General features: G+C 71.5%; 17 protein-coding genes. 10 read left to right on the top strand and 7 right to left on the bottom strand.

Annotation, left to right across the window (positions count from 1 at the left end; all coding sequences use genetic code 11):
• The 3 genes from AB0L95_RS22595 to AB0L95_RS22585 form a co-directional block, all read right to left on the bottom strand.
• Entirely contained in the window at nucleotides 1-2,154 is a 2,154-nt protein-coding gene (locus AB0L95_RS22595; RefSeq protein WP_365163972.1) for an RICIN domain-containing protein, read from the bottom strand.
• Between the two features lie 129 nt (nucleotides 2,155-2,283).
• Entirely contained in the window at nucleotides 2,284-3,645 is a 1,362-nt protein-coding gene (locus AB0L95_RS22590) for a lectin (protein ID WP_365163852.1), read from the bottom strand.
• 158 nt (nucleotides 3,646-3,803) lie between these two features.
• On the bottom strand, nucleotides 3,804-4,571 hold the full coding sequence (locus AB0L95_RS22585) for an NPP1 family protein (RefSeq protein ID WP_365163971.1): 768 nt from the start codon (nucleotides 4,569-4,571) through the stop codon (nucleotides 3,804-3,806).
• Nucleotides 4,572-4,830: 259 nt separating this feature from the next.
• Here AB0L95_RS22585 and AB0L95_RS22580 point away from each other — a divergent pair, with 259 nt between their 5' ends.
• Both AB0L95_RS22580 and AB0L95_RS22575 read left to right on the top strand, forming a co-directional pair.
• The gene (locus AB0L95_RS22580) at nucleotides 4,831-5,775 is read left to right on the top strand and encodes an ATP-binding cassette domain-containing protein (protein WP_365163851.1); all 945 of its coding nucleotides are present in this window, start codon (nucleotides 4,831-4,833) and stop codon (nucleotides 5,773-5,775) included.
• The gene (locus AB0L95_RS22575) at nucleotides 5,772-6,587 is read left to right on the top strand and encodes an ABC transporter permease subunit (protein ID WP_365163850.1); all 816 of its coding nucleotides are present in this window, start codon (nucleotides 5,772-5,774) and stop codon (nucleotides 6,585-6,587) included. Before AB0L95_RS22580 ends, AB0L95_RS22575 begins: the two co-directional genes overlap by 4 nt.
• Nucleotides 6,588-6,634: 47 nt before the next feature.
• Here AB0L95_RS22575 and AB0L95_RS22570 read toward each other — a convergent pair whose 3' ends face one another.
• Nucleotides 6,635-8,056: an aminotransferase class V-fold PLP-dependent enzyme gene (locus AB0L95_RS22570; RefSeq protein ID WP_365163849.1), complete on the bottom strand. Its 1,422-nt coding sequence runs from the start codon at nucleotides 8,054-8,056 to the stop codon at nucleotides 6,635-6,637.
• Nucleotides 8,057-8,284: 228 nt separating this feature from the next.
• Between AB0L95_RS22570 and AB0L95_RS22565 the strand changes: the two genes are divergently transcribed.
• Nucleotides 8,285-9,304: an LLM class flavin-dependent oxidoreductase gene (locus AB0L95_RS22565; RefSeq protein ID WP_365163848.1), complete on the top strand. Its 1,020-nt coding sequence runs from the start codon at nucleotides 8,285-8,287 to the stop codon at nucleotides 9,302-9,304.
• Nucleotides 9,305-9,352: 48 nt separating this feature from the next.
• Here the strand turns inward: AB0L95_RS22565 and efeB are convergent, their stop codons facing one another.
• Nucleotides 9,353-10,633 (bottom strand): iron uptake transporter deferrochelatase/peroxidase subunit, encoded by a 1,281-nt coding sequence (gene efeB / locus AB0L95_RS22560; RefSeq protein ID WP_365163847.1) that lies wholly within the window; start codon nucleotides 10,631-10,633, stop codon nucleotides 9,353-9,355.
• Between the two features lie 47 nt (nucleotides 10,634-10,680).
• Nucleotides 10,681-12,906 carry an iron uptake transporter permease EfeU gene (gene efeU, locus AB0L95_RS22555; protein WP_365163845.1) on the bottom strand — a complete coding sequence of 742 codons (2,226 nt, stop codon included), beginning with the start codon at nucleotides 12,904-12,906 and terminating at the stop codon, nucleotides 10,681-10,683.
• Nucleotides 12,907-13,141: 235 nt separating this feature from the next.
• Between efeU and AB0L95_RS22550 the strand changes: the two genes are divergently transcribed.
• The 4 genes from AB0L95_RS22550 (at nucleotide 13,142) to AB0L95_RS22535 (ending at nucleotide 19,997) form a co-directional block, all read left to right on the top strand.
• Nucleotides 13,142-14,092 carry a TauD/TfdA family dioxygenase gene (locus tag AB0L95_RS22550; protein ID WP_365163844.1) on the top strand — a complete coding sequence of 317 codons (951 nt, stop codon included), beginning with the start codon at nucleotides 13,142-13,144 and terminating at the stop codon, nucleotides 14,090-14,092.
• A 180-nt stretch (nucleotides 14,093-14,272) separates the two neighbouring features.
• Nucleotides 14,273-16,207 (top strand): AMP-dependent synthetase/ligase, encoded by a 1,935-nt coding sequence (locus AB0L95_RS22545; protein WP_365163843.1) that lies wholly within the window; start codon nucleotides 14,273-14,275, stop codon nucleotides 16,205-16,207.
• A gap of 278 nt (nucleotides 16,208-16,485) precedes the next feature.
• Nucleotides 16,486-19,035, top strand: a complete 2,550-nt coding sequence (locus AB0L95_RS22540) for a SpoIIE family protein phosphatase (RefSeq protein ID WP_365163841.1) — start codon at nucleotides 16,486-16,488, stop codon at nucleotides 19,033-19,035.
• Between the two features lie 206 nt (nucleotides 19,036-19,241).
• Entirely contained in the window at nucleotides 19,242-19,997 is a 756-nt protein-coding gene (locus tag AB0L95_RS22535) for a dienelactone hydrolase family protein (RefSeq protein WP_365163840.1), read from the top strand.
• A gap of 111 nt (nucleotides 19,998-20,108) precedes the next feature.
• On the opposite strand, the gene AB0L95_RS22530 is transcribed toward AB0L95_RS22535, so the two are convergent.
• Entirely contained in the window at nucleotides 20,109-20,978 is an 870-nt protein-coding gene (locus tag AB0L95_RS22530; protein WP_365163839.1) for a universal stress protein, read from the bottom strand.
• A 130-nt stretch (nucleotides 20,979-21,108) separates the two neighbouring features.
• Between AB0L95_RS22530 and AB0L95_RS22525 the strand changes: the two genes are divergently transcribed.
• From AB0L95_RS22525 to AB0L95_RS22515, 3 genes are read left to right on the top strand one after another with little or no spacing between them, the layout of a single operon-like run.
• Nucleotides 21,109-22,788 (top strand): FAD-dependent oxidoreductase, encoded by a 1,680-nt coding sequence (locus AB0L95_RS22525; protein ID WP_365163838.1) that lies wholly within the window; start codon nucleotides 21,109-21,111, stop codon nucleotides 22,786-22,788.
• Nucleotides 22,789-22,810: 22 nt separating this feature from the next.
• Nucleotides 22,811-24,310 (top strand): ATP-binding protein, encoded by a 1,500-nt coding sequence (locus AB0L95_RS22520; RefSeq protein ID WP_365163836.1) that lies wholly within the window; start codon nucleotides 22,811-22,813, stop codon nucleotides 24,308-24,310.
• Entirely contained in the window at nucleotides 24,307-24,657 is a 351-nt protein-coding gene (locus tag AB0L95_RS22515; protein WP_365163835.1) for a UBP-type zinc finger domain-containing protein, read from the top strand. Before AB0L95_RS22520 ends, AB0L95_RS22515 begins: the two co-directional genes overlap by 4 nt.
• Nucleotides 24,658-24,712 lie beyond the last annotated feature (55 nt).

The following is a 24,712-nucleotide window of genomic DNA, read 5'->3' as shown; positions in this document are numbered from 1 at the left end:
TCAGGGGTAGGAGACCAGGTTCGCCACATTCGTGGACGCGTTGGACGGTCCGCCACGGTCGTTGATGACGTGCCGGATCGTTCCGGTGCCGCCCAGCGAGACGGTCACCATGTCATGGAACTGCACCCCCGACGTGTTCGGCACCTCGAAGGCGTGCTCCGCCGTGACGCCCGGGTTGGCGCTGAAGTAGCAGTAGCTGCCGAGCCCGTACGCCTGGTGGCTGGTGACCGAGTCCGCCACCTTGTAGGACGCGTAGCCCTGGGTCGAGCCGTTCATCCAGGCCGCCTGGTTCGGCGGGTCGTACGGCATCTCGTTCTGGTAGAAGTACGTGCGGCCGCCGTTGCCGTTCCAGACCGTCTGGTACTTCTGGAAGTGCTCCACGAAGAGGCCGTACATCGTCACGTCGTCGCCGTTGACGATCAGGCCCGTGTCCGCCGTGTTCTGCGTCCAGCCCACCCCGCTGCCGTGGTCGGCGCGCCAGATCCACATGTGGTCGCCGATGACGTTGCGGCTGTTGACCACCAGGCTCGTGGTGGCCTTGCCGACTCCGGCGCCGCCGACCCGGAAGTAGACGTCATGCAGGGACGTCGGGTCGGTGGTGTGGGACGCCGAGGAACCGGACGGCCCGACCTCCATCAGGGTCGGCGAGTTGGTGGTTCCGGCGTCGAACAGCAGGCCCGCGACGTTGGCACCGTCCACGTCCGCGACGGTCATGGCGGTGATGCCGTTGTCGGGGACGAAGGTGGCAAGGCCCAGACCGAGCACCACGGTGTCGGGACGGGTCACCTTCAGCGTCTGGTCGAGATGGTAGACACCGGGGGTTACCAGGAGGTTCTTGCCCGCCGCCAGCGCCGCGTTCATCTGCGCGGCGGTCGCGCCGGGTTTGACGACGTAGAACTGGTCGAGGGACAGCGAGCTGCCCGCGTCGGTCCCGGAGGCCCAGCTGGTGGCCGTCGAGTCGGTGCGCACGCCCGGCACGAACACCCGGTAGGCGCCCGCGTCGTCGACGTAGAGGAACGGCTTCTCCCGGGTGACCGGGCTGCGGTCGACCGTGGTGTACGGGGGGTTGGGGAAGCTCGTCGACGGAACTCCCTGGCTGCCGACGAAGACCATGTTCCAGTTGGACCCGGTCCAGCTGCCGAGCTGGGAGTTGCGGGTCAGCCACTGCTGCTGGGTGCCGGAGCGCACCTGCCCGTCGATCTTGCTGTCGGCCATGTAGCCGCCGCTCGACCAACCGCCGTCGTCCAGCGCCAGGTTGCCGCGCAGATGCATGCGCCGGTACGGGGCGGCCTGGGACACCGCCCAGCGGTCGGTGCCGCCGGTCGGGTTGACCGAGAGGTTCTCGGCGCCGCGCCAGAAGTTCTGGGTGGCGTTGCCCTGGAACCAGTCGGCCTCCGCGTGCACGGCACCGTTGATGGAGACCGCGTCGGGTGACAGACCGAGCCCGAGGACCTGGGTGTAGAAGCCGACGTTGACGTCGTTGCTGTAGGTGCCGGGCTTGAAGAGCACGGCGTAGCGCTGGGAGCCGAACTGGTTGGTCTCCTGCTGCTGGAATATGGAGTCGAGCCGGCTCTGGATCGTGGACGAGGACATGGACGGGTCGAAGACGACCACGTTCGGGCCGAGGTCCATGTCCCCGGGAGCGGAGGAGACGGGCGCCACCTGGAAGCGCTGGGCGGCGGTGCCGTTGCAGGTGTACTGGGCGAGTTGGACGCTGTCCGCGGTCGAGGCGGCCGGGACGTCGAGGCACTTGCCGCTGTGCCGGTTGACGAAGTGGTAGGCACCGCCGCCCTCGTCGACCGGCTGCCATTGCTGGTTGTCGCCGCCGGCGTACGTCCAGAGCTGGACGGGCGCGCTGTCCGCGGTGGACACATCGGTCACGTCCACGACCTGCACCGGGTCGTTGCGGTTGTTGATGCGGACGTAGCCGTCACCGGTGGCGGTGAAACTCCACTGCTGGGCCGTTGAGTTGTTGCAGCTGTACTGCTGGACGACGGTGCCGTTGGCGGTGGCCGCGGCGCGGGCGTCGAGACACTTGCCGCTGCCGCTGTTCACGACCGTCGCATAGCCGTCGGGCAGGCCGGCCGGGGCGGCGGAGGCGGGGGCGGCCGTGGAGCCGAGGCTCAGTGCCGAGGCGGCGGTAACCAGCGCCAGGACGCCCGCCGTACGGTGGCGGGCGCGCCGGCGGCGGCCCGCCAGGGGATGGGTGAGGGAGCGAAGCACGGTTCCTCCTGGGCCGGCCGGTGGCCGGCCATGACGGGGTGGGGGGTGGGACGGCCTCGGTCAGCCGGTGTAGGCGGCGAGGACGCGGGTGTAGTCCCAGTCCTGCTGGCTCACGCCGGAGCAGCTGTCGGCCGGGCCGCCGGTGCACGGGCGGTCGCGGTTGGCGGACCAGAAGGTGAGGCGCGCCAGATGGTGCTGCTGGGCGTAGCCGAGGATGGTGCGGAAGTCGGCGACGGTGACGGTCTCGTTCTGGTCGGTGACGCCGTTCATCGAGGAGATGCCCATGTCGCGGTAGGCCTGGTCGTCGCTGTAGCCGTAGGCGTTCTTCAGCGCCGACTTCAGGCCCTCGGCCGCGCGCAGGGTGAGCGTTCCCATGTTCTGGCCGGCGCCGCCGAAGTCGAACGGCATGATGGTCCAGCTGTCCACCGTGAGGCCCGACCCCGCGGCCCGGTTGATCAGGCTGGTGTCGGGGCCGCTCTGGTCGCTGCCGATGGTGACGTACACCTTCAGGCCGGGGTTGTTCGCCTTCACGGTCTTCAGGGCGTCGACCGTGCGCTGCTGGACGGTCGGGTTGCTGTAGGCGTCGGCCTCGATGTCGATGTCGATCGCCTTCAGCCCGTAGGCGTTGACCACCTTCTGGTAGGCGGCCGCGAGTTCGCCCGCGCTGGAGCAGGAACTCTCCAGCTTGTTGCCGCTGTATCCGCCGAAGGACGGGATCACGTCGCCGCCGTTCGCCCGGACCGTGGTGACCGTCTGCTGGTCGACTCCGCCGGTCAGCGGGCGGCTGCCGTCCCACTGGGGATTGCAGTACCCGTTGCTGAGGACGAAGGCCAGCGTGAACCACTTGACGCCGGTGGCGTTGGTGATCGTGGTCGGGCTCGGCGGGCTCCCCCAGCCGTTGTAGAGGTACGGGGCCACGGCCATCGGCGCGGCGGGGGTGGTGCCTCCGGCCGCGGGGGCCGTCCACTTCTGGTTGGCGCCGCCCGTACAGCTCCAGATCTGGGTGGGGGTGCCGTTGGCGGAGTTGTTGCCCGTGACGTCCAGGCACTTGTTCGCCTGCGGGTTGACGATGTCGTGGGCTGCGGTGACGGTCCACTTCTGGTTCGCTCCGCCGGTGCACGACCACAGCTGGGCGCGGGCGCCGTCGGCGGTCGAATTACCGGTCACGTCCAGGCACTTGCCGAGGGCGCGAAGGGTTCCGTCGGTGCCGACAGTCCACTGCTGGGCCGCGGTGCCGTTGCAGTCGTAGAGCTGGACGGGCGTTCCGTCGGCCGAGTTGGCCCCGGCGACGTCGAGACACTTGCCCGCGAGACCGGTGACGGCTCCGGTGGCGGCGGCAGCGGGGGACGCGGACAGCGCGGTGGCGGACAGGGCCAGCAGGGACACGGCCAAAGCGGCGCGAACGGTGGTAGAAGCGCGCATGACTCTCCCTTTCTTCACGTGGGGGGTGAGGTGAGAGTTACTTCAGACCGCGATTTAAGAAGTGAACTAAGGGAGTGTCAAGTACTTGGTCCGGACCACTGTTTGACCCTTGAGAACGCCGGCCGGCGCCCGTCCCCCACGGACGCCGGACGGTTCCGTCAGGCGTTCGGGTCGAACGGGATCCCGGAGGGCTCGGCCTTCGCCAGATGGGAGGCGAAACTGTCGTCCCGCAGACCGAAGTGGGCGCTGCCGAAGTCGGCCTGGCTCAGCCTGTCGCGTATCCCCGCGGGGTAGCCGTTCCAGCCCACGAGCGCGGGGAACTGCCAGGTGTGGCGGTGGTTCTCCGGCGGCTCGTCGTTGCTGTTCGCGGGGCGGAAACAGTGGGTGCCGACACCGTCCTTGTGATACACGGCCTTGGGGTGTGTGCCGTCCCAGCGGATCCGGTCCCGGCTGTAGATGTCGAAGTCACCGTGGGCTGACGTGGAGACGTACTGGGCCTGGCCGTTCTGCACCCACACCACCACATGCTCCCAGTCGTGGCGGTGGCCGCCGATACTGCTGCCGGGCAGCGCCTGGTCCTTCTCGAAGTAGAGGGCGTACAGGATGGCGCACCAGCCGTTGTTGCACTTGTAACGGCTGTAGCCGTTGGTGTTGTCGAGGTCCGAGGCGTCGTGGCAGCTGCCGTTGAGCGCCCCGGTCGGCTTCAGACCCCCGTTGAGGGTTCCGTCGGGGCCGATGGCGGGCGTCGGGTAGCAGCCGTCCGTGTCGTAGTCGTAGGCCGGCTGGAAGGTCTGCTCCAGATCGTCGGCATGGGCGGGCAGGGCCCGGGGCGGGTCGGCCAGAGCGATGCCGGGGAAGGCGACGACCAGCGCGACGGCGGTGCCGACGACCAGCGACAGCCTGCGGATACGGGAGCCCTTCTCCACTCTCACTGCGTCCTCCTGGGGGTGGCGACGGTGGGGGCTTGCCTGTTTGGCATGCACAGAACAACAAACAGCACCAGAACGACACCGCGGAACCCTTGCGACACGGCGGACATCGGCGGTCGGGCCGGGTGAGGGCTGGTCGACGAGCGGTCGACGAGCGTCGTCGCGCGGAGGGGCCGAGTCGCCTCCGGGCGGAGCAGTCCCGCGCGACAGGCGGCCGAGCGCGTACCAGGGTGGAGAGCATGACCGAGGACACGACATGATCGAGGCCCACTCCCTCACCAAGCGGTACGGAGAGCGAACCGCCGTCGACGGCCTGAGTTTCACCGTGCGCCCCGGCGTCGTGACCGGTTTCCTCGGGCCCAACGGGGCCGGCAAGTCCACCACGATGCGGATGCTCCTCGGGCTGGACGCACCCACCTCGGGCCGGGCCCTCGTCAACGGCAGGCGCTACGCCGCACACCGGGCGCCGCTGCACGAGGTGGGAGCGATGCTGGAGGCGCGCTCCGTGCACACCGGGCGCAGCGCCTATCACCATCTGCTCGCGCTCGCCGCGACCACCGGCATCACCCGGCGCCGGGTGAACGAGGTGATCGACCTGGTCGGACTGCGCGAGGTGGCGCGGAAACGGGTCGGCGGCTTCTCACTGGGCATGGGGCAGCGGCTGGGCATCGCCGGTGCGCTGCTCGGCGACCCGGCGACGGTACTGCTCGACGAGCCGGTCAACGGCCTCGACCCCGAGGGCATCGTCTGGATCCGCACTCTGCTGAAGAAGCTGGCCGCCGAGGGACGTACGGTCCTGGTGTCCTCGCATCTGATGTCGGAGATGGCGCTGACGGCCGAGCATCTGATCGTGATCGGGCGGGGGCGGCTGATCGCGGACACATCGGTCGCGGAGTTCGTCGCCCGGGCCGCCGGGGACGTGGTGCGGGTGCGCACGGACGAGGCGGGACGACTGGGCACCCTGCTCGCCGGTCCGGACGTGTCCGTCGCGTCACAGGAGCCGGGCGTGCTCCAGGTGACGGGCCTCGCCAGCGAGCGGATCGGGCGGATCGCGGCCGACAACGGCGTCGCACTGGCCGAACTGACCCCACAGCGGGCTTCGTTGGAGGAGGCGTTCATGGAACTGACCCGGGATGCCGTGGAGTACCAGGCACCGGCGGCGCAACTCGTCGGCGCGGCCGGGGAAAGGCGTGCGGCATGACGACGGCCACGGCGATTCCCGAGGCGGGGCGGGGCCACGTCACCCAGCTGCGGGTGATCCGCTCCGAGTGGATCAAGCTGCGGTCGCTGCGCTCCACGCTGTTCACGCTGCTCGCAGCCGTCGTCGCGATGACGGGCCTGGGCTTTCTGTTCAGCTACTTCACCGCCGTGCGCTGGGACCGTCTGCCGCCCGAGGAGAGGCTCGCCTTCGATCCGACGCTGGTCAGTCTGCGCGGCTTCTTCCTGGCCCAGTTGGCCGTGGGCGTCCTGGGTGTGCTGGTGGTCAGCGGCGAGTACGCGACCGGCATGATCCGGGCCTCGCTGTCCGCGGTGCCGCGCCGCCTTCCGGTGCTGTGGGCCAAGGCCCTGGTGTACGCGGCAGTCGCCTGGGGGGCGATGACGACAGCGGCCCTGGGGGCCTTCCTGCTGGGGCAGTTCGCACTGTCCGGCGCGCACCGGGGAACCTCGCTGAGCTCCCCCGGCGTGCTGCGCGCGGTCCTCGGCGCGGGTCTGTATCTGACCGTCGTGGGTGTGATCGGCGTGGCCCTGGGCGCGCTGATCCGCAGCACGGCGGGCGGTATCGCCACCCTGTTCGGTGTGCTGCTGGTGCTGCCGTTGCTCGCCCAGGCTCTCCCCTCGTCATGGCTCGACACCGTCAACCCGTATCTGCCGAGCACGGCCGGCCAGGGCCTCGTCCATGTGCAGCAACAGCCCCACACTCTGGCGCCCTGGACGGGGTTCGCGGTGTTCTGTCTGTACGCACTGCTCGCGCTGGCCGGCGCGGGGGTGGCCCTCAGACGACGGGACACCTGATCCCGTCGCCCCGGCACCGCTACGACGCCCCGCCCCCACCGGCGTGTTCAGCACCCCGCCCGTGCCGGCAGGCCGTCGGGGGCCGGGGTCCCGTCGCGGTAGGTCTCGCGGAGGAGGCGCAGGAACGCGTCCACGTCCCCCGGCTGCGACGACACCCCCAGGGAGACACGGACCGCACCCGCCGACGGCAGGCCCAGCACCTCCAGATAGTCCTCCAGGGAACCCGGCCGGCCATGGGCGGCGGCGCGCAGCCGGGGCAGGGGCAGCGCGAAGGCCGCCTCACCTGCGCCCGGGTTGCAGAAACAGCCCGTGCGCAGGGAGATACCACGTGCGGCGCTGTCGTGATTGACGATCCGCTCGTCGACGACACGACCGTCCGCGCCCAGCACGTTCAGTGCGACGGTGCCGCCGCGGTCCGGCTCCCCGGCCCCCGGTCCGTACACCCGGACCAGGAGGGAGCCGTCGCTGTGGCGCAACTCCGCGAGCCCGCCGAGGAGTCGGTCGGTCAGGGCGGCCACATGGGCCCGCACCCGATGCACACCGATGCCGTCGATCCAGGCGAGTCCGGCGGTGACATCGGGTATGGCGAGGAAGTTGACGGTGCCGTCCTCGAAGGCCGTCTCGTCGGCGGCCAGAACATGCCACTGCGCCTGTGCGCTGGCCGCGTGGATCGTGCCGCCCGAGAACCAGGGGCGGTGCAGCCGGGCGAGCGCCTCCCTGCGGGCGATCAGGCTGCCGACACCGGTGGGGTGGCCGAAGACCTTGTACCAGCTCACCACGGTGAAGTCCGGGTGCACACGGCCGAGGTCGAGTGGATGGGTGGGGACGAAGGCGGCGGCGTCGAGCAGCACGTCGTAGCCGAGGGCCTGGGCCCGGGAGATCCAGTCCAGCGGATGCCGTACGCCGGTGAAGTTGCTCTGCGCCGGATACGCCAGCAGCCCGCGCGCGTCGTCGCGCCCGCGCCGGGGGTCGTGCCGGCGGGCGGTCAGCGCGCCCCCCAGCCGCTGCTCGTCGAGCCGGAGGCCCGGGCCGCCCACCGGTACGTAGGCGACGGACGCCCCCCTCGCACGGGCGTACTCCCGCAGTCCGTTCACGGAGTTGTGGTTGTCCAGCGACATCACCAGCCTGCTGCCGCGGGTGAACGGGTACGCCTCCCCCACCAGCCGCAGGGCTCCGGTCGCGTTCGAGGTGAAGACCACCGTGTACTCGGCCGGGTCCGCACGGAAGTGGCGGAGTACCGCCTGCCGCGCCTCGGCCAGCAGCCGGCCGGAGGAGCGGGAGGCAGGGCTCTCGGAGTGCGGATTGCCGAACAGGCCACCGGTGATCCGCTGCGCGCTGCCCGTGACCTGGGAACGCGGGGGCAGTCCGGCCCCGGTGTGGTCGAGGTAGACATGTCCGCCGGCGTCGAGGTAGCCGAACTCGTCGGCGCGTAACCGGGCGAAGTCTTCGGCGATGTGCTCGTGTTCCACGGGTCCCCCCTCGGGTCCGGCCGGCCGCCCCGTCCCGTCACCGTCACGGAACGGGCTGCCCTCATCCTCCGCCTGTTCGAAGGGACATGGGCCCCGGCCGCGGGAAGAGATCTTCCCTCGGGCACGCCGCACGGCACACGCCTCGTCACACCCGCGCAACGATCACCTGAGAGAATCGAACGAGGCAACGGCGTACGCCGCAGACGCCACGGACCCTGGAGGAGCCCTGTGCCGCCGACCTCGACACCGCTGGAGAAGCTCGGCTTTCTCACCATCGGCCTGTTCGACGAGGCCGATCCCCGCCGCGGGCACGAGTCGACGCTGGAGATCATCGAGCTGGGCGAGCGGCTCGGCTTCGACAGCGCCTGGGTGCGTCACCGTCATCTGCAGTACGGGATCTCCTCGCCCGTCGCCGTGCTCGCCGCCGCCTCCCAGCGTACGAGCCGGATCGAGCTGGGCACAGCGGTGATCCCGCTGGGCTGGGAGAACCCGCTGCGGCTGGCCGAGGATCTGGCGACCGTCGACATCCTCTCCGGAGGCCGACTCAACCCCGGGGTCAGCGTGGGCCCGCCGATGCACTACGACCATGTGAAGCAGGCGCTCTACCCGCGCACCGCCGAGACCGAGGACTTCGGCTACGAGCGCGTGCAGCGGCTGCTGGACTTCGTGCGCGCAAAGCCCGCCACCGACTTCAGCGGTAGGGAGGGTTTCGAGGTGTTCTCCGACCGGGTGCAGCCCGTGTCCCCCGGCCTCGGCAGGCGCATGTGGTACGGCGGCGGGAGCCTGCGCTCGGCCCGGTGGGCGGGCGAGCACGGCATGAACCTGCTGACCAGCAGCGTCGTCAAGGCGGAGGAGTCGGAGGACTTCGCCGAGGTGCAGCTCTCGCACATCCGCGCGTTCCGCGCCCAGCACCCCGACGGCGACCGCGCCCGTGTCTCGCAGGGCCTGGTCGTCATCCCCACCGACAGCGCCTCGCCGGAACAGCGCGCCAGGTACGAGGCCTACGCGGCCCAGCGGATGCCCCGCACGGCGACCCCGCAGGGCCCGGCACGGATGATGTTCGCGCCGGACCTCGTCGGGCCGTCCGGGCAGATCGCCGAACAGTTGTACGCACACGCCGCGTTCCGGGAGGTGACGGAGGTGGCGTTCGCCCTGCCGTTCACCTTCGAGCACGAGGACTATGTGCAGATCCTCACCGACATCGCGACCCGGCTGGGCCCGGCACTCGGCTGGCGGCCGGCCGACTGAGGGGCCGGGACGGTCAGGGGCGCGCAGGCCGGTGACCGTCGAGGGCCCTCAGGCCGTCAGCAGTCCCCGTCCCAGCCAGTCCGAGGAGTTCCGCACGCCGGGGAGCGCGAAGAAGTAGCCGCCCCCGGTCGGCGAGATGTAGTCGACAAGGGGCTCGTCGATCAGCCGCGTCTGGGTGGCCTCGAACTGGCGTTGCACATCCTGCTGGTAGCAGCAGAAGGCCAGGCCCATGTCGAGATTGCCGACGTTGTCGATGCCCCGGTCGTAGTTGTAGCCGCGCCGCAGGATGCGGGAGCTGTCCGTGCGCTCGGTGCGGGGGTTGGCGAGGCGTATGTGGGCGTCGAGCGGGATGGCCGTGCCCTGCGGGTCCTTGGCGTAGTTGGGCGTGTCGGTCTCCTTGGCACCGTCCAGCGGGGCGCCGGTGTCCTTCCGGCGGCCGAACATCTTCTCCTGCTCGGTCAGTGAGACCCGGTCCCAGAACTCCACCAGCATCCGGATGATCCGGATGACCTGGTAGCTGCCCCCGGCGGCCCAGGCGGGTTCGCCCTGTCCCTCGCCCACCCAGATCAGACGGTTCGTCTCACGGGCGGAGCTGACGTCCGGGTTGGCGATGCCGTCCTTGAATCCGAGCAGATTGCGCTGGGCGCCGGTGGGGCGGGGCGTGTTCTGGAAGCCGTCGATGCGCCACTTGATCTGCATGGCGCCCCGGGTGTGCCGCGCGATGTCGCGCAGCGCGTGCAGCACGGTGTCCTGGCGGGCGGCGCAGATCTGCAGGGACAGGTCGCCGTGGCACTCGGCCGGCCGGAGGTTGTCGTTGGGGAACGTGCGCATCGGGGTGAGCCGCCGGGGCTTGGCCGCGGCGAGACCGTAGCGGTCGTCGAAGAGGGAGGCGCCGACGCCGACGGTGACGGTCAGCGCGTCGGCGGGGACCTCCGGCCCGAGGATGCCGTTGTCGGAAGGCGGGGCACCGACGCCCAGGTCCTCCGGGGTGCCGCCGGCGGTGAGGAAGCGGGCCCGCTCGGTGATGGTCCGGAACAGGTCGGTGAGTTCCTGGCGGCTGTCGGCGACGACGTCGAGGGACACAAAGGTGGCCGCGGCCGGGGCGGGAGTGATGATGCCCGCCTGGTGGATGCCGTGGAAGGCGACCTTCGCGGTGTCGGTGTCGTCCGCGGCGCGGGCCTCGCCGGCGCCGGCCTGGCTGAGGGCGAACCCGCCACCCGCCAGGGCGGCGCCGGCGGCGCCCGCACCCAGGGCCGTCTTCACGAAGGAACGACGGCCGGCACCGGCAGGGCAGCCGCCCGGGTGGGCGGGCGTTTCGGCGGACGGCATGCGGAGGTTCCCTTCGGTGGTCATGTGGTTTGTGCGCGGATCGGTCATCAGGCGGACTTCCGGATCTCCAGCAGGTCCGGAATGGGGGCGAGGTCCTCGAGGAGTTGTCCGGTGGCCCCGTTCAGCCGGGCGCGGGTGGTCGCGTCGAGGTGGTCCACGGGGGTCCAGGAGTCGCCCTGGTGGGCGCCGTCGAGCAGCTTCTGCACCCGGGCGATGTCCGCGTCGACGGCGGGGAGCAGATGCGGGGCACGGCGGGCCAGCAGGGGCGTGAGCACGGTGAGGAGTTCACGGGTGCCGGACAGGTTGGCGTCCGCGGTGGCCAGTTCGGTGCCGCTGCCCTGGTCGGTGTCGCCGGTGAGCTCGAACTGAAGGGTGTTCTCCAGGATCTCGTGGGCGCGCAGGGGCAGGTCGCCGGGGTCGAAGGTCTGCGTGGGGAACGCCTTCTGCAACCCCGCGGCCGCGTCGGCGAGCTGCTGGGCCGGACCCTTCAGCTGGTCGGCGGACTGGCCGTGCCACAGCCCGTACTCGACGCGGTGGAAGCCGGTGAAGTCCGGGTCGTTCACCCCGCCGGGGAGCCCGTCGGCCCGACCGTTGATCTTCTTGTCGAAGTCCTCGAAGGTGCCGTAGGCGGCGCCGAGCGAGGAGTAGGTGCGGTGGGCGGTCAGCCAGTCGGTGCGCGCGGTGTCGAGATGGTTGCCGGCGATGTCGTCGCTCAGCTTCCGCGTCTGGGTGACGAGGGTGGCCAGGCCCTGGCCGACGTACGCCTGGTACGCCTTCAGGGGCGCGGCGAGGTCGTTCTCGGAGACGGGTACGACGGCCCTGGCCCCGCCGCCTCCGGTGACGCGGACGGCCTTGGAGGTGACGGCCTTGCCGCCGGTGGGCACGCAGCGCCAGGCGTAGCTGCCGCCGGCGACCGTGGCGACGAGGTCGCGGGTGGTCCCGGGGGCCAGTCCCTCGATCTCGCCGTAGACCGCGTTGCTGGCGGGGTCGACGAGATAGACCTCGGAGGTCTTGTTCCCAGTGTTGTGCATCTGGAAGGTCTGCCGTCCGGGCCGGGGCGCGCTGAAGCCCTTGCCGCAGTCGGTCTCCGAGACGGCGACGGTCTGGGCGCTCGCGGGCTTCGAGCCGCTCAGGGCGACGGTGAACCCGGCGAGCACGGCGGGCACGGCGACGACGGCGACGGGCACCACCCAGACGGGACGCCGACGCTCGGGGGCGACCGGCTCGGGAGCACGCGGGGCGGGCCGGGAGCCGGGCGCCTGCGCGGCCTCGGGCTTCCCGCCGGCCTCTACGGCGACCTCAGGATTCTCGCCGGCCTCAGGCTTCCCGCCGGCCTTCGCAGCGGCCTCGGGCTTCCCGCCGGCCTTCGCAGCGGCCTCAGGCTTCCCGCCGGCCTTCGCAGCGGCCTCGGGCCGCTCGGGCGTCTTCACCGCGGGCTCGGGCGCGGGCCTGGCCGACGGGGTGGTGCGTACGCCGCGCACGAACAGCGTCATCACCGTGGCGAGGTACGCGACATAGCCCGCGACCTGCAACCACGTCATCGTCGGCGTCAGGTTGAACACGCCCTGGACGAGAGTGCTGTACCAGGAGCCCGCGTCGATGCTGCCGCTCAGATCGATGGCGTACGCGCTCTTGCCGGGCAGCACCCCGCCCTCCTGCAGATCGCGCAGACCGTAGCCGAGCACACCCGACGCGACCACGATGAGGACCGCGCCGGTCGCCGTGAAGAACTTGGTCAGGTTGATCTTCAGGACCCGGCGATAGAGGCCCCAGCACAGGCCTGCCGCGAGGACCAGGCCGATACCGGCGCCGGTCAGCGGACCGGCGGACTCGCCCGCTGCACGGGCCGTGGTCCACAGGAACAGCGCCGTCTCCAGGCCCTCGCGGCCCACCGCGAGGAACGAGGTGACGATCAGCATGCCCGCGCCCATCGCGAGCGCCTCGGTGACCTTCTGCTTGATCTCACCGGAGAGACTGCGGGCCGAGCGGCGCATCCAGAACACCATCGCGGTGACGAACGCGACGGAGATCACGCTGAGGGTGCCGCCGAACGCCTCCTGGGCGGTTGCCGACAGGGACGCGGCGGTGAACGTCAGGACCGCGCCGAAGCTCAGCGCGAGCGCGATCGCGGCCAGCACTCCCGTCCACACCTGCGGCAGCCGGGACTTGGCGCCCGCCCGCACAAGGGTCGCGATCAGAAGGGAGACGATGAGTCCCGCTTCGAGCCCTTCCCGCAGTCCGATGAGAAAGCTCGGAAACGCGTCATCCCACATGCGACCCTCCCCGGCACGCCCCCCGCCACGGTCGTGCAGGTTAGCGAAGGCATGCCTTACTTGTGCCGAACCATCATGACTACAAGCGTGTCGTCAATCACCCATGAGAAGGCAATGGCACGGTAAAAGGACCCACGCGAGGCGGGGTGCGCGGGGGCCGTGTGATCTTTCGCACGGCTCCGGGACGGGCCATGCTGGGCCCGTGACATCCGCCCGCACGACCGACGGAGGCCGTATGACGACGGAGAGCACAACCGGGGTCTCGGTGAGGCCCGTCGCGGGCCGCATCGGCGCCGAGATCACCGGGGCCGATCTGGCCGGCGACCTGGACGATGCGACGGTGGCCGCGATCCGGTCGGCCGTACTGCGCTGGAAGGTGGTCTTCTTCCGGGAGCAGAAACTGGACCATGCCGCGCACATCGCGCTCGCGCGGCGGTTCGGCGACCCCGTCGTCCTGGGCAGGCGCGGCAGCGCCTCACCCGCGGACTTCCCGGAGATCGAGACCACGGCCGACCGGCTGGAACTGGGCGGCCGCTACGGCATGGAGCACGACGAGTGGCTACGGCGCCGGCGCCACTCCCTGCTGCGGGGCTGGCACTGCGACCACGGCGCACGTGTCGATCCGCCCGCGGCGACGATCCTGCGGGCCGAGACCGTACCGCCGTACGGCGGGGACACCCAGTGGTCGAATCTGGCCGCCGCCTACGCGGGCCTCTCGGAGCCCGTACGGCGCTTCGTGGACGGTCTGCGGGCCGAGCACCGGCTCGGCGTCGGCTACCAGGCGCGGCCTGGCGGCGACGCGTATCTGCGTCATCTGCTGGACCACCAGGTGGCCTCCGAGCACCCCCTCGTCCGCGTGCACCCGGAGACCGGCGAGCGGTCGCTGTTCGTCAACGGCTACTACGTGGAGCAGATCCGCGGGCTCTCGCGCGCCGAGAGCGGACATGTGCTGCAGATGCTGCTGGAACAGGCCACCCGCCCCGAGTACACGGTCCGCTTCCGCTGGGAGCCCGGCAGCGTCGCCTTCTGGGACAACCGGGCCACCATCCATCTCGCCCCCGGCGATGTCGTCACCCCGGAGCACCCCCGGATCATGCACCGGGTGATGCTCGCGGGCGAGGTCCCGGTGGGTCCGGACGGCCGGCCCTCGGAACCGATCACCGGCACGGAGCCGGGCCGCTGGTGAGCCGACGGCCCTCACGGGGCGCTCCTGGACGGGCGCCCGTCGGCCCGTAGAGCCCGTACTCCCGTCTGCTGTGGGTTCCTTGTCGGTTCCCCCCACGTCGGGCGGCGACCTGGGCTAGATTCGAGCTCCGCCGATGCCGCACGCGTCGGGGGCGTCGCAGGAAGGGCTCGTGAACGGCGCATGCGCGACTTCGGGAACGCCCGGGCGGCCGCCCCGGCGACGGCGTCAGAACCGGTCGTGTCGGGGGGACTTGCGGACAGCGTCTTCGACACGGCGAGCCGGGACCCCGGCCTGCCGCTGATCGCCCGCCGCACCGGTCCCGCCGACGCGCCCTGGACCCAGGTGACCGCGAGCGAGCTCCGCGACGAGGTGGTCGATCTGGCCCGGGGACTGGTCGCCTCGGGCATCCGCCCCGGTAACCGGGTGGCCGTCATGGCGCGCACCCGTTACGAGTGGACGCTGTTCAGCTGTGCGCTCTGGGCGATCGGGGCCGAGGTCGTGCCGATCTACCCGACGTCCTCGCACGAACAGGTCGAGTGGATCCTCAGGGACGCTGACTGCGTCGGAGTGGTCGTCGAGGACGAGCAGGGCGTCATGACCGTCGGGTCGGTCTGCGCCTCGCTGCCGCAGCTGCGGCACGTGTGGCAGCTGGACTCCGGTGCCCTGGAGGCACTCGTACTGCGAGGCCGTCCGGTGCCGGCCGCCCTCGTCGACTCGCTCCGCCGGATCGTGCTGCCGGACTCCACCGCGGTCGTCGCCTACACCTCCGGCACCACCGGCCGCCCCCGCGGCTGCGCCCTGAGCCACCGCAATCTGGCGAGCCCCTGCGACACGATCCTGGCCGGCTGGGGACACACCGGAGCACCGCCCGGCCAGCAGCCCGCCGTGCTCGCCTTCCTGCCGTTCTCCCATGTGTACGGACTGATGATCCAGGGGCTGTGTCTGCGCGGCGGACTGCTCATGGGACATGAACCCGAGCTCAGTGCGGACGCCCTGGCAGCGGCGTTCCAGTCCTTCCGTCCCACCTATCTGTACGCGGTCCCGTTCGTCTTCGAGAAGCTCTACAAGAACTTCCTGCGCACCGCCCAGCAGGCGGGCCGCGGCGCCCTGTTCGAGCGGGCCGTGCGCACGGCACAGGACTACGCCCTGGCCATGGAGCGGCAGCGGATGGGAACGGGGCCCGGCCCCGGCATCGATCTGAAGCTTCAGCACGCCCTGTACGACAAGGCGGTGTACCGGAAACTGCGCGCCGCACTGGGCGGCCGGGTGTACGGCGCCGTCTCCGGCGGATCGCCGCTGAACCGTGAACTCGCCCTGTTCTACGCCGGTATCGGGATCCCCGTCCATGACGGCTACGGACTCACCGAGACGGGCGGGGGCATCACCGTGCAGCCGGTCGGGCGGGAGAAGTCCGGCACCGTGGGACGCCCCCTGCCGGGGATCGAGGTACGGGTGGCCGAGGACGGGGAGATCCTGGTGCGCGGGGCGTCGGTGTTCCAAGGGTACGTCAACGACGACGAAGGCACCCGTGCGACGCTGCGAGACGGCTGGCTGGCCACCGGCGACCTCGGGCAGCTGGACTCAGACGGATATCTGTCCATCACGGGCCGCAAGAAGGAGATCATCGTCACGAGCGGCGGCAAGAGCGTGGCTCCGGCGGCCCTGGAGGAGCGGCTGCGGGCGCATCCGCTCATTCACCAGGCCGTGGTCGTGGGCGACAACCGGCCCTGTGTGGGCGCCCTGATCACCCTGGACCCCGAGTTCGTGGCGCACTGGCGCGGCGGTCTGTTCACTCAGGGCGACACGGCGGGGCGGGAGGCACGGGAGGAGAACGCCCTCCGACAGGAGATCACCCGGGCGGTGGCCGCGGCCAACACCACGGTGTCCCGGTCCGAGTCGATCCGGGTCTTCCGTATCCTGCCGGAGCCCTTCGACGTCGCGAGCGGACTGCTGACGCCCTCGATGAAGCTGCGCCGGGACGCCGTCGTACGCCGGTACGCGGTCGAGATCGACGCCATGTACCAGTCCTCGTCGCGCATTCCCCGGGAGCGGAGAGCGGAGGAGCCGCCCGCCTGGGACGACGCCTCCGACGATGTGTTCCGCCGGGTGAGGTAGGCAGGCCCGCGTTCCGGCGCGGCGTACGCCGGCAGGGGCCCCGGCCGGGGCGCGCTCACCGCGAGGCGGGACCCGTCACCCAGCAGACGGCACACCCGGGCGGGGGGAGCGTCCGTCCCGGCACCGGCGGCCCCGCACGCCCGTCCACGGCCCCGCCGACCCGGCCCGGAGCACACCGGAGAGTGCGCCGCCCCGGGTCGTCCGGATGCGCATGCGGGGCGGTACGGCGCATTCTTGCTGTGTTACCCGACCCGACGGCCCGTGACGAGGGCAGACCGATGCAAGGGAGCGCCGAGAGCGCGGACAGCGCGCCCGGGACGGCCACCGCCGTGCTGACCGGCGCCGTGGCGGACGCGATCCACGCCGCCGGCGGACTGGTGGGCGGCGTGTACCTGCGCTCGAGCACGCCAGAGGTGCTGCGTCTGGCCGTGCTCGCCGGGCTGCCCGCGAGCCTGTTCCGGCCGTGGTCACGGCTGCACCTGGACCGGCCGTTCCCCGTCGCGGACGCGTTCCGGCTCGGGGTCCCGGTGGTGCTCAACGACGCCACGGAGACGATGCGGCGCTATCCCCAGCTGGCGGCCGGGCTGCCGTTCCGCTTCGGCTCGGTGTACGTGCCCGTGGTGGGCGCCACGACGACGTACGGCGTCCTCACGGTGCTGCGCCCCTCGGGACCGGACGCCATCGAGGCACTGCTCGATCTGGACCGGATGATGGCGACCGCGGAACGCCTCGCCGAGGACCTCGGTGCCCTGGAGAAGGCCGGGGACCCGGTGGTCTGGGACGGCCCGCCGCTGTGTGTGCGCCCCCCGGCCGCCGCCCGGCTCCGGAGCCGTATCGGGCACTTCGTCTGGGACCCGGCCGAGACGACGGTGACCGGGGACGACACCTTCCAGGAACTGTCGGGCGGTGCCGTGCAGGACCTCGCCGGGTCGCCCGAGGCACTCGCCGAGGCCGTCTCACCGGACGACGCACGCCTGGTGCTGTCGGCGCTGCGCGAGACCGCCGGGGGCTTCCCGCCGACCCGCCCGCTGCGGGTGCGGGCCAAGGACGGCGGGCAGCGTCTGCTGGAGTTCTGGGCGGAGAATCCGGCGCCGGGGGGCCTGCACCGGGTCGGGGGTCTCGTGGTCGATCCGGGGCCCGGCCCCGCCGCACAGGGAGCCACGGACCTGCTGCCCGACGGCGTGTTCGCCTTCGACCGGATGGGCCTGATCACCTACGTCAATCCGCGCGCCGCCGATCTGCTCGGCAGTTCGCCGCAGGACCTGGTGGGCCGGCACCTCTGGTACGCCCTGCCGTGGCTGGACCGGCCCGCGTACGAGGACCATCTGCGGGCGGCGCTGCTGGCTCCGGAGCCCGTGCACTTCCAGGTCCGCCGTCCCGTGGAGGGCGCCGACGGGGAAGGGGACGGCGACTGGCTCACCCTTTCGGTCTATCCGGGCACGGATGTCCTCACCTGCCGGGTGATGCCGTTCGGTCACACCGCGGATACGGCCTCGGTGGGCGAGGCGTCGAGCAGAACGGCGGACCAGCTGAGTCCCTGGGACGCGACGGCGCCGGCGTACCGCCCCGTCATCCTCGCGATCGCGCTGTCCGAGGCCGTGACCGCGCGCCAGGTGTCCGAAGTGGTGATGCGCGAGCTGCTGCCCGCGTTCGGCGGACACCGGCTGGCCATCCATCTGCTGCAGGAGCGGCATCTTTATCTGGCCTGGGAGACGGGCTTCCCGTCCGGGTACCTCGCGCAGTTCGACGGGGTGGGGCTGGACGCCAGACTGCCGAGCGTGGAGACGCTCACCACGGGCCGCCCCCTGTTCTACGAGTCGATGCAGCAGTTCGCGGCCGCCTACCCGGCCATCCCGCTGGACTCCACCGAGGGCTCCCGGGCCTTCCTGCCGCTGATCGCCTCCGGTCGGCCGGTCGGCGCCTGCACCCTCGGCTTCGAGTGTCCCCGCGTCTTCAGCGACGAGGAGCGCACGGTGCTCACCGCGCTGGCCGGGCTGATCGCGCAGGCGCTGGAGCGGGCACGGCGCTACGACTCCGAGGCCGCCCTCGCGCGGGGGCTGCAGGAGGCCCTGCTGCCGCACCGGCTGTCCACCCATCCGCAGGTGGAGACGGCGGGTTGCTATCTGCCCGGCACCCAGGGCATGGACGTGGGCGGCGACTGGTACGACGTCATCGAGGCCGGCGACGGGCTGGCGCTGGTCATCGGCGACGTCCAGGGGCACGGGGTGCAGGCTGCGGCCACCATGGGGCAACTGCGCAGCGCCGTCCGGGCGTTCGCGTTCGGCGACCACGCCCCGCATCAGGTGATGAGCGGCACCAACCGGCTGTTGATCGACCTCGACCCGGGCCAGTTCGCCAGTTGCTGCTATGTCCGGCTGGACCCGGTCACGGGGCACGCCCGGGCGGCGCGAGCCGGGCATCCACAGCCCCTGCTGCGCCATCCGGACGGCCGCACCGACGTACTCGACCTGCCCGGCGGACTGGTGCTCGGAGTGGACCCCCAGGCCAGCTACCCGGTGACCCATCTGCGGCTGGAGCCCGGTGCCGTGCTCGCGTTGTACACCGACGGCCTGGTGGAGTGTCCGGGGGCCGACATCGACGAGGGAGTCGAGGCGCTGCGCGCCGAACTGTCCCGCACGAAGTACGGAACCCACCGCCAGGGCGGCCTGTCCCTGACGGGGATGGCGGACCGGCTCACCGAGCGGGCCCGGCACACGGCGGACCGCCCCGACGACATCGCGGTCCTCCTCGCGACCCGCCTCCACGGCACGGAGGGCATCGACGACGTCCTCGAGACCGAGAACGCCGACGACCTCGGTGAGACATGACACGAACGCCGCCCCGCGCTGCGCGAGTTCCGGCCCGTGATCCGGGCGCCTGTCGACGGGGATCGCGCCCTCCGCATGAACGCCCGGTGTACGGGTCCGCCCCGAGGTGATCCCGGGCGCGGACCGCCGGGCGGCGTTGCGATGATGTTGTCCGCAGGTCCGGCCGTACCGCCGCCGGCCTGACGTCGAGAGTCAGGAGAACCCCTATGACCGCCGTTCGTGGAACGTCCGTGGACATCCGCACCCCGGACGGTACGGCCGATGCCTATCTGGCCTACCCGGACGACCACAGCCCCCACCCCGCGGTCCTGCTCTACATGGACGCCTTCGGACTGCGCCCCGGTCTGAAGGCGATGGCCGACCGCCTGGCCGAGAACGGCTACACCGTCCTCGTCCCCAATCTCTACTACCGGCACGGGCGCGCTCCCGTCGTGGAGATGCCCGAGTTCATCGACACGTCCGAGCGGCCGGAGCTCTTCCAGCAGCTCATGCCCCTCATCCAGGAGCTGACGCCCGAGGTCGCCGACCGCGACGCCGAAGCCTATCTGCGCTGGCTGGCCGACTGCCCGCAGGCCGCCGACGGCCCGGTCGGTGTCACCGGCTACTGCATGGGTGCCCGGCTCTCCCTGCGTGCCGCCGGCACCTACCCGGAGCGGATCGCCGCCGTGGCCGGCTTCCACGGCGGACGACTGGCCACCGACTCCCCCGACAGCCCGCACCTGGTGGCCCACCGCATCACCGCGGAGGCCTACTTCGGCCACGCGGACCACGACTCCTCGCTGCCGCCGGAGCAGATCGAGCTGCTGGAGAAGGTGCTGACGGAGGCAGGGGTGCGCCACCGGTGCGAGGTCTATCCCGACGCCCCGCACGGCTTCACCCAGGCCGACACCTCGCACTACGACGCCGAGGCGGCGGAGCGCCACTGGACGGAGCTGCTGGCCCTCCTGGACCGCGCCCTGTAGGCACGGTCCGGGCGACAGGGTGAGGCGACCGCCCGGGTGGGGCTCTTCGAGCCGCGCCGGGGCGGGTGCCCGCGGGCCGGTGTCCGGACCGCCGGGCCGAGGCCGACCCGATCAGGCGGGGGGTACGACCGCCACCGGGCAGGGCGCGTGGTGCAGCAGCGCGTGCGCCACCGAGCCGATGCGCGGTCCCACGGGCAGGCCCGCGTGCCGTCCCACCACCACGAGCTGGGCCTCGGCGGCGGCCTCCAGCAGGACCTGGCCCGCGCTGCCCATCTCCACGTGCTCGGTCACCGCTACGTCCGGGAAGCGTTCCCGCCAGGGCCGCAGCGCCTCGTCGAGCGCCTTGCGCTCGTACGGCTCCAGACCGCCGGCCTCGTCGAGCAGCTTCAGCGAGGCGGGGCTGTAGGCGAACACGGGCGGCAGGGTCCAGGCCCGTACGACGCGCACGGCCGCTCCCCTGGCCTCGGCGGTCGCGAAGGCGAACCCGAGGGCGGCCGCGCCGTCCTCCGGATCCCCGTGCTGACCGACGACGATCGCCCGGCCCGTCGCCTCGGCCGTGGCCTGGTCGTCCGAGCGCACGAGCACCACCGGCGCGGCGGAGTCGGCGATCACCTGCCGGCCCACCGAGCCCAGCAGGAAGCCCATGAGGGCGCCGTGCCCGCGCGAGCCCAGCACCAGCAGTTCGGCCGCGGCCGCCTCCGCGACCAGCGTCTCCACGGAACCACCCTCCACGGCCTCGGCGGTCACGGTCAGCCCCGGGTGCCGTTCGACGATCGTGGCCCGGGCCTCCTGCGCGAGCTGCCGCGCCCACTCGGCCTGGGCGTCCCGATCGGCGGTCGGGGCGAGGTCGTACGACTGCCACTGCCAGGTGTGCACGATCCGCAGCGGGAGGTCACGGCGTACTGCCTCGCGGGCCGCCCAGGCCGCCGCGGCGACGCTCTCCGGTGATCCGTCCACTCCCACGGTGACGGGGCGGGTCATACGGCTGCCTCCTCGTTCGCGCTCCGGTGATCACACGCTACCGGTTCCGATGCTCACCGGGTTCCGAGGCGAAACCCGTCGATCGAACATACGATGGGCGGGACGCGAAGAGTTCGGGGCGGGAGACTCTATGACACAGGCTGCCGGTGCAGCTGCACGGACCGTCATCCTGACCGTGGACGACGATCCCGGGGTGTCGCGCGCCGTGGCCCGTGATCTGCGGCGCCGGTACGGCGAGTCGTACCGCATCGTGCGGGCCGAGTCGGGCCAGAGCGCGCTGGACGCGCTGCAGGAGCTGAAGCTGCGCGGCGACCTGGTGGCCGTGATCATGGCCGACTACCGGATGCCGGAGATGAACGGCATCGAGTTCCTGGAACTGGCCCTGGACGTCTACCCGGGTGCCCGGCGGGTGCTGCTGACCGCGTACGCGGACACCAACGCGGCCATCGACGCGATCAATGTGATCGACCTCGACCACTATCTCCTCAAGCCGTGGGACCCGCCGGAGGAGAAGCTCTACCCGGTCCTGGACGATCTGCTGGAGGCCTGGCGGACCTCCGACTACCGGCCGGTTCCCACCACCAAGGTGGTCGGGCACCGCTGGTCGGCACGGTCCGCGCGGGTCCGCGACTTCCTCGCCCGCAACCAGGTGCCCTACCGCTGGTACTCGGTCGACACCCCGGAGGGCAGGCGGCTGCTGGCGGCGGCCGGACAGGACGGTGAGCAGCTGCCGCTCGTCGTCACCCCGGACGGCACCCCGCTGGTCGCGCCGGAGGACGCGCAGCTCGCGGAGCACGTGGGGCTGGCGACGAACCCGACCGCCGACTTCTACGACCTCGTGGTGATCGGCGGCGGGCCCGCCGGGCTCGGGGCCGCGGTGTACGGGGCGTCGGAGGGGCTGCGGACGCTGCTCGTGGAGCGCTCCGCCACCGGCGGACAGGCCGGGCAGAGCTCCCGGATCGAGAACTATCTCGGCTTCCCCGACGGCGTGTCCGGCGCGCAGCTGACCGACCGGGCGCGCCGGCAGGCCAAGAAGTTCGGCGCGGAGATCCTCACCGCGCGGGAGGTGTCCGCCCTGGAGGTCAACGGGGCGGCGCGGATCGTGCGGTTCTCGGACGGGCCCGCCATCTCCGCACACAGCGTGATCCTGGCGACCGGTGTGTCCTATCGGCAGCTGGCGGCTCCGGGCCTGAAGGAGCTGACCGGGCGCGGGGTCTTCTACGGCGCGGCGCTCACGGAGGCCCCCGCCTGTACGGGCCAGAACGTGTACATCGTCGGCGGCGCCAACTCCGCGGGCCAGGCGGCGATGTTCCTGTCCCGCAACTGCAAGTCCGTCACCCTGCTCGTACGCGGGAAGTCGCTGTCGGCGTCGATGTCGCACTATCTGGTCCAGCAGATCGCCGAGACGCCGACCATCGTCGTGCGCACCAGCACCGTGGTGGAGTCGGCGCACGGCGCCGAGCACCTGGAGCAGCTGACGCTGCGGGACGTGTCGACGGGAGAGACCGAACTCGTCGATACACCATGGTTGTTCGTGTTCATCGGGGCGGCTCCGCTGACGGAGTGGCTGGAGGGGACCGTGCTGCGCGACGACCACGGCTTCATCCTGACCGGCCCCGACATGACGTGCGACGGGCAGCCGCCGCCGGACTGGGAGCTGGACCGGCCCCCGTACCACCTGGAGACCAACGTCCCCGGTGTGTTCGTGGCGGGTGACGCGCGCGCCGAGTCCGCCAAGCGCGTCGCCTCCGCGGTGGGCGAGGGGGCGATGGCCGTGATGCTCGTCCACCGGTATCTGGAGCAGTCATGAACCCACAGCCCGGGGAGCGGACATGAGCGGCCGGCCGATGTCGTGCGACAAGGCGGAGCTGAAGACGCTCTTCCTGTTCGAGAAGCTGAGCGACGAGCAGTTGGCGCGACTGTGCCGGGAAGGGCGGGTGGAGCAGTTCGAGCCCGGCCCGGTGTACGCCGAGGGCGACCCCGCCACCTGCTTCTTCGTGCTCCTCGAAGGCACGCTGGTGCTCTCTCGGCGGGTCGGCAACGACGATGTGGAGGTCACCCGGACCTCGCAACGCGGCGTGTACTCGGGCGCCTTCCAGGCGTACCTGGGCGACCGGGCGCAGGCCGTGCAGTACAACGGGTCGATGCGGGTCACCGAACCCTCGCGGTTCTTCATCCTGCCCGCGCACACGTTCGCCGCCGTGATGCGGGACTGGTTCCCGATGGCGGTGCATCTGCTGGAGGGGCTGTTCTTCGGCACCAAGAGCATCCAGGAGGTCGTCAACCAGCGAGAACGACTGCTGGCGCTGGGCTCGCTGTCCGCGGGGCTCACCCATGAGCTCAACAACCCGGCGGCCGCGGCCGTGCGTGCCACGTCGGCGCTGCGCGAGCGGGTGGCCGGGATGCGGCACAAGCTCGGGGTGATCGCGGCCGGGCGGTACGAGCCGGACGCGCTGCTGACGCTGGTGGAAATCCAGGAGCGGACGGCGGAACAGGTCGCGAAGGCCGTCCAGCTCAGTCCTCTTGAGGCTTCCGACCGGGAGGACGCGCTCGGTGACTGGCTGGACGACCACGGCATCCCGGACGCCTGGCAGCTCGCGCCGACCTTTGTGCAGGCCGGCCTCGACATCGACTGGCTGGACCAGGTCGCGGCGGCCGTGGACGAGGGGACCCTGGAGGGCGCGATCCGCTGGCTCAACTACACGGTCGAGACCGAGCTGCTGATGATCGAGATCGAGGACTCCACGACGCGGGTCTCCACCCTGGTGAACGCGGCGCGGCAGTACTCGCAGCTCGACCGGGCCCCGTACCAGGTCGTCGATGTGCACGAACTCCTCGACAGCACCCTGCTGATGCTCTCCGCCAAGATCGGCCCCCGGATCACCGTGGTCAAGGACTACGACCGCACCCTGCCGGACATCCCCGCCTACCCCGGCGAGCTGAACCAGGTGTGGACCAACCTCGTCGACAACGCGGTGTCGGCCATGAACGAGGTGGACGGGGACGGGACGCTGACCGTGCGGACGGCACTCGACCGGGACCGGCTGCTGGTCGAGTTCCGTGACACGGGTCCCGGGGTCCCGACGGAGATCCGCGGCCGTATCTTCGACCCGTTCTTCACCACGAAGCCGGTCGGCCAGGGCACCGGACTCGGTCTGGACATCTCCTGGCGCATCGTCGTCAACAAGCACCACGGCAGCATCGACGTCCGCTCCGAGCCGGGGGACACCCGGTTCCAGGTGTGGCTGCCGCTCACCGCCGCGGAGTCCGACGCCCAGCAGCAGGACTCCGGCACGCAGCCCGGTTCCGAGACACCAGTGGAGGCATCATGACGACAGCCAGCGGGATCGACCCCAGCGTCCCGCCCGGCGGCACGGGCTGCGCGGAGTGCGACGCTGCGGGCGGTTGGTGGGTCCATCTGCGGCGCTGCGCGCAGTGCGGGCACATCGGCTGCTGCGACGACTCCCCCTCCAAGCACGCGACGGCCCACTACCAAGCCACCGGGCACCCGGTGATCCGCAGTTTCGAACCGGAGGAGGACTGGTTCTGGGACTACACCACCTCCGAGTTGTACGAATCGGGGCCGGAGCTGGCTCCGCCGGTCAGCCATCCGCGCGACCAGTCGGTGCCGGGGCCGACGGGCCGTGTCCCGGCGAACTGGGCGGACACGCTCCGCTAGGCGCGGGCCTGACGGCCCGTCGGCTGCCGCCGGTCCGGGGCTGCGGCGGGCCGGG

Origin of the sequence: Streptomyces sp. NPDC052036 (genome assembly GCF_040680495.1) — a bacterium.
Lineage (GTDB): Bacteria > Actinomycetota > Actinomycetes > Streptomycetales > Streptomycetaceae > Streptomyces.
This window is presented reverse-complemented; position numbering and strand designations above follow the sequence as displayed.

Coding starts and splice junctions, on each gene's coding strand:
- AB0L95_RS22575 (WP_365163850.1), top strand. CDS start 5,772: ATGACGACGGCCACGGCGATTCCCGAGGCGGGGCGGGGCCACGTCACC.
- AB0L95_RS22520 (WP_365163836.1), top strand. CDS start 22,811: ATGAGCGGCCGGCCGATGTCGTGCGACAAGGCGGAGCTGAAGACGCTC.
- AB0L95_RS22590 (WP_365163852.1), bottom strand. CDS start 3,645: ATGCGCGCTTCTACCACCGTTCGCGCCGCTTTGGCCGTGTCCCTGCTG.
- AB0L95_RS22580 (WP_365163851.1), top strand. CDS start 4,831: ATGATCGAGGCCCACTCCCTCACCAAGCGGTACGGAGAGCGAACCGCC.
- AB0L95_RS22545 (WP_365163843.1), top strand. CDS start 14,273: ATGCGCGACTTCGGGAACGCCCGGGCGGCCGCCCCGGCGACGGCGTCA.
- AB0L95_RS22540 (WP_365163841.1), top strand. CDS start 16,486: ATGCAAGGGAGCGCCGAGAGCGCGGACAGCGCGCCCGGGACGGCCACC.
- AB0L95_RS22550 (WP_365163844.1), top strand. CDS start 13,142: ATGACGACGGAGAGCACAACCGGGGTCTCGGTGAGGCCCGTCGCGGGC.
- AB0L95_RS22515 (WP_365163835.1), top strand. CDS start 24,307: ATGACGACAGCCAGCGGGATCGACCCCAGCGTCCCGCCCGGCGGCACG.
- efeB (WP_365163847.1), bottom strand. CDS start 10,633: ATGCCGTCCGCCGAAACGCCCGCCCACCCGGGCGGCTGCCCTGCCGGT.
- AB0L95_RS22525 (WP_365163838.1), top strand. CDS start 21,109: ATGACACAGGCTGCCGGTGCAGCTGCACGGACCGTCATCCTGACCGTG.
- efeU (WP_365163845.1), bottom strand. CDS start 12,906: ATGTGGGATGACGCGTTTCCGAGCTTTCTCATCGGACTGCGGGAAGGG.
- AB0L95_RS22535 (WP_365163840.1), top strand. CDS start 19,242: ATGACCGCCGTTCGTGGAACGTCCGTGGACATCCGCACCCCGGACGGT.
- AB0L95_RS22530 (WP_365163839.1), bottom strand. CDS start 20,978: ATGACCCGCCCCGTCACCGTGGGAGTGGACGGATCACCGGAGAGCGTC.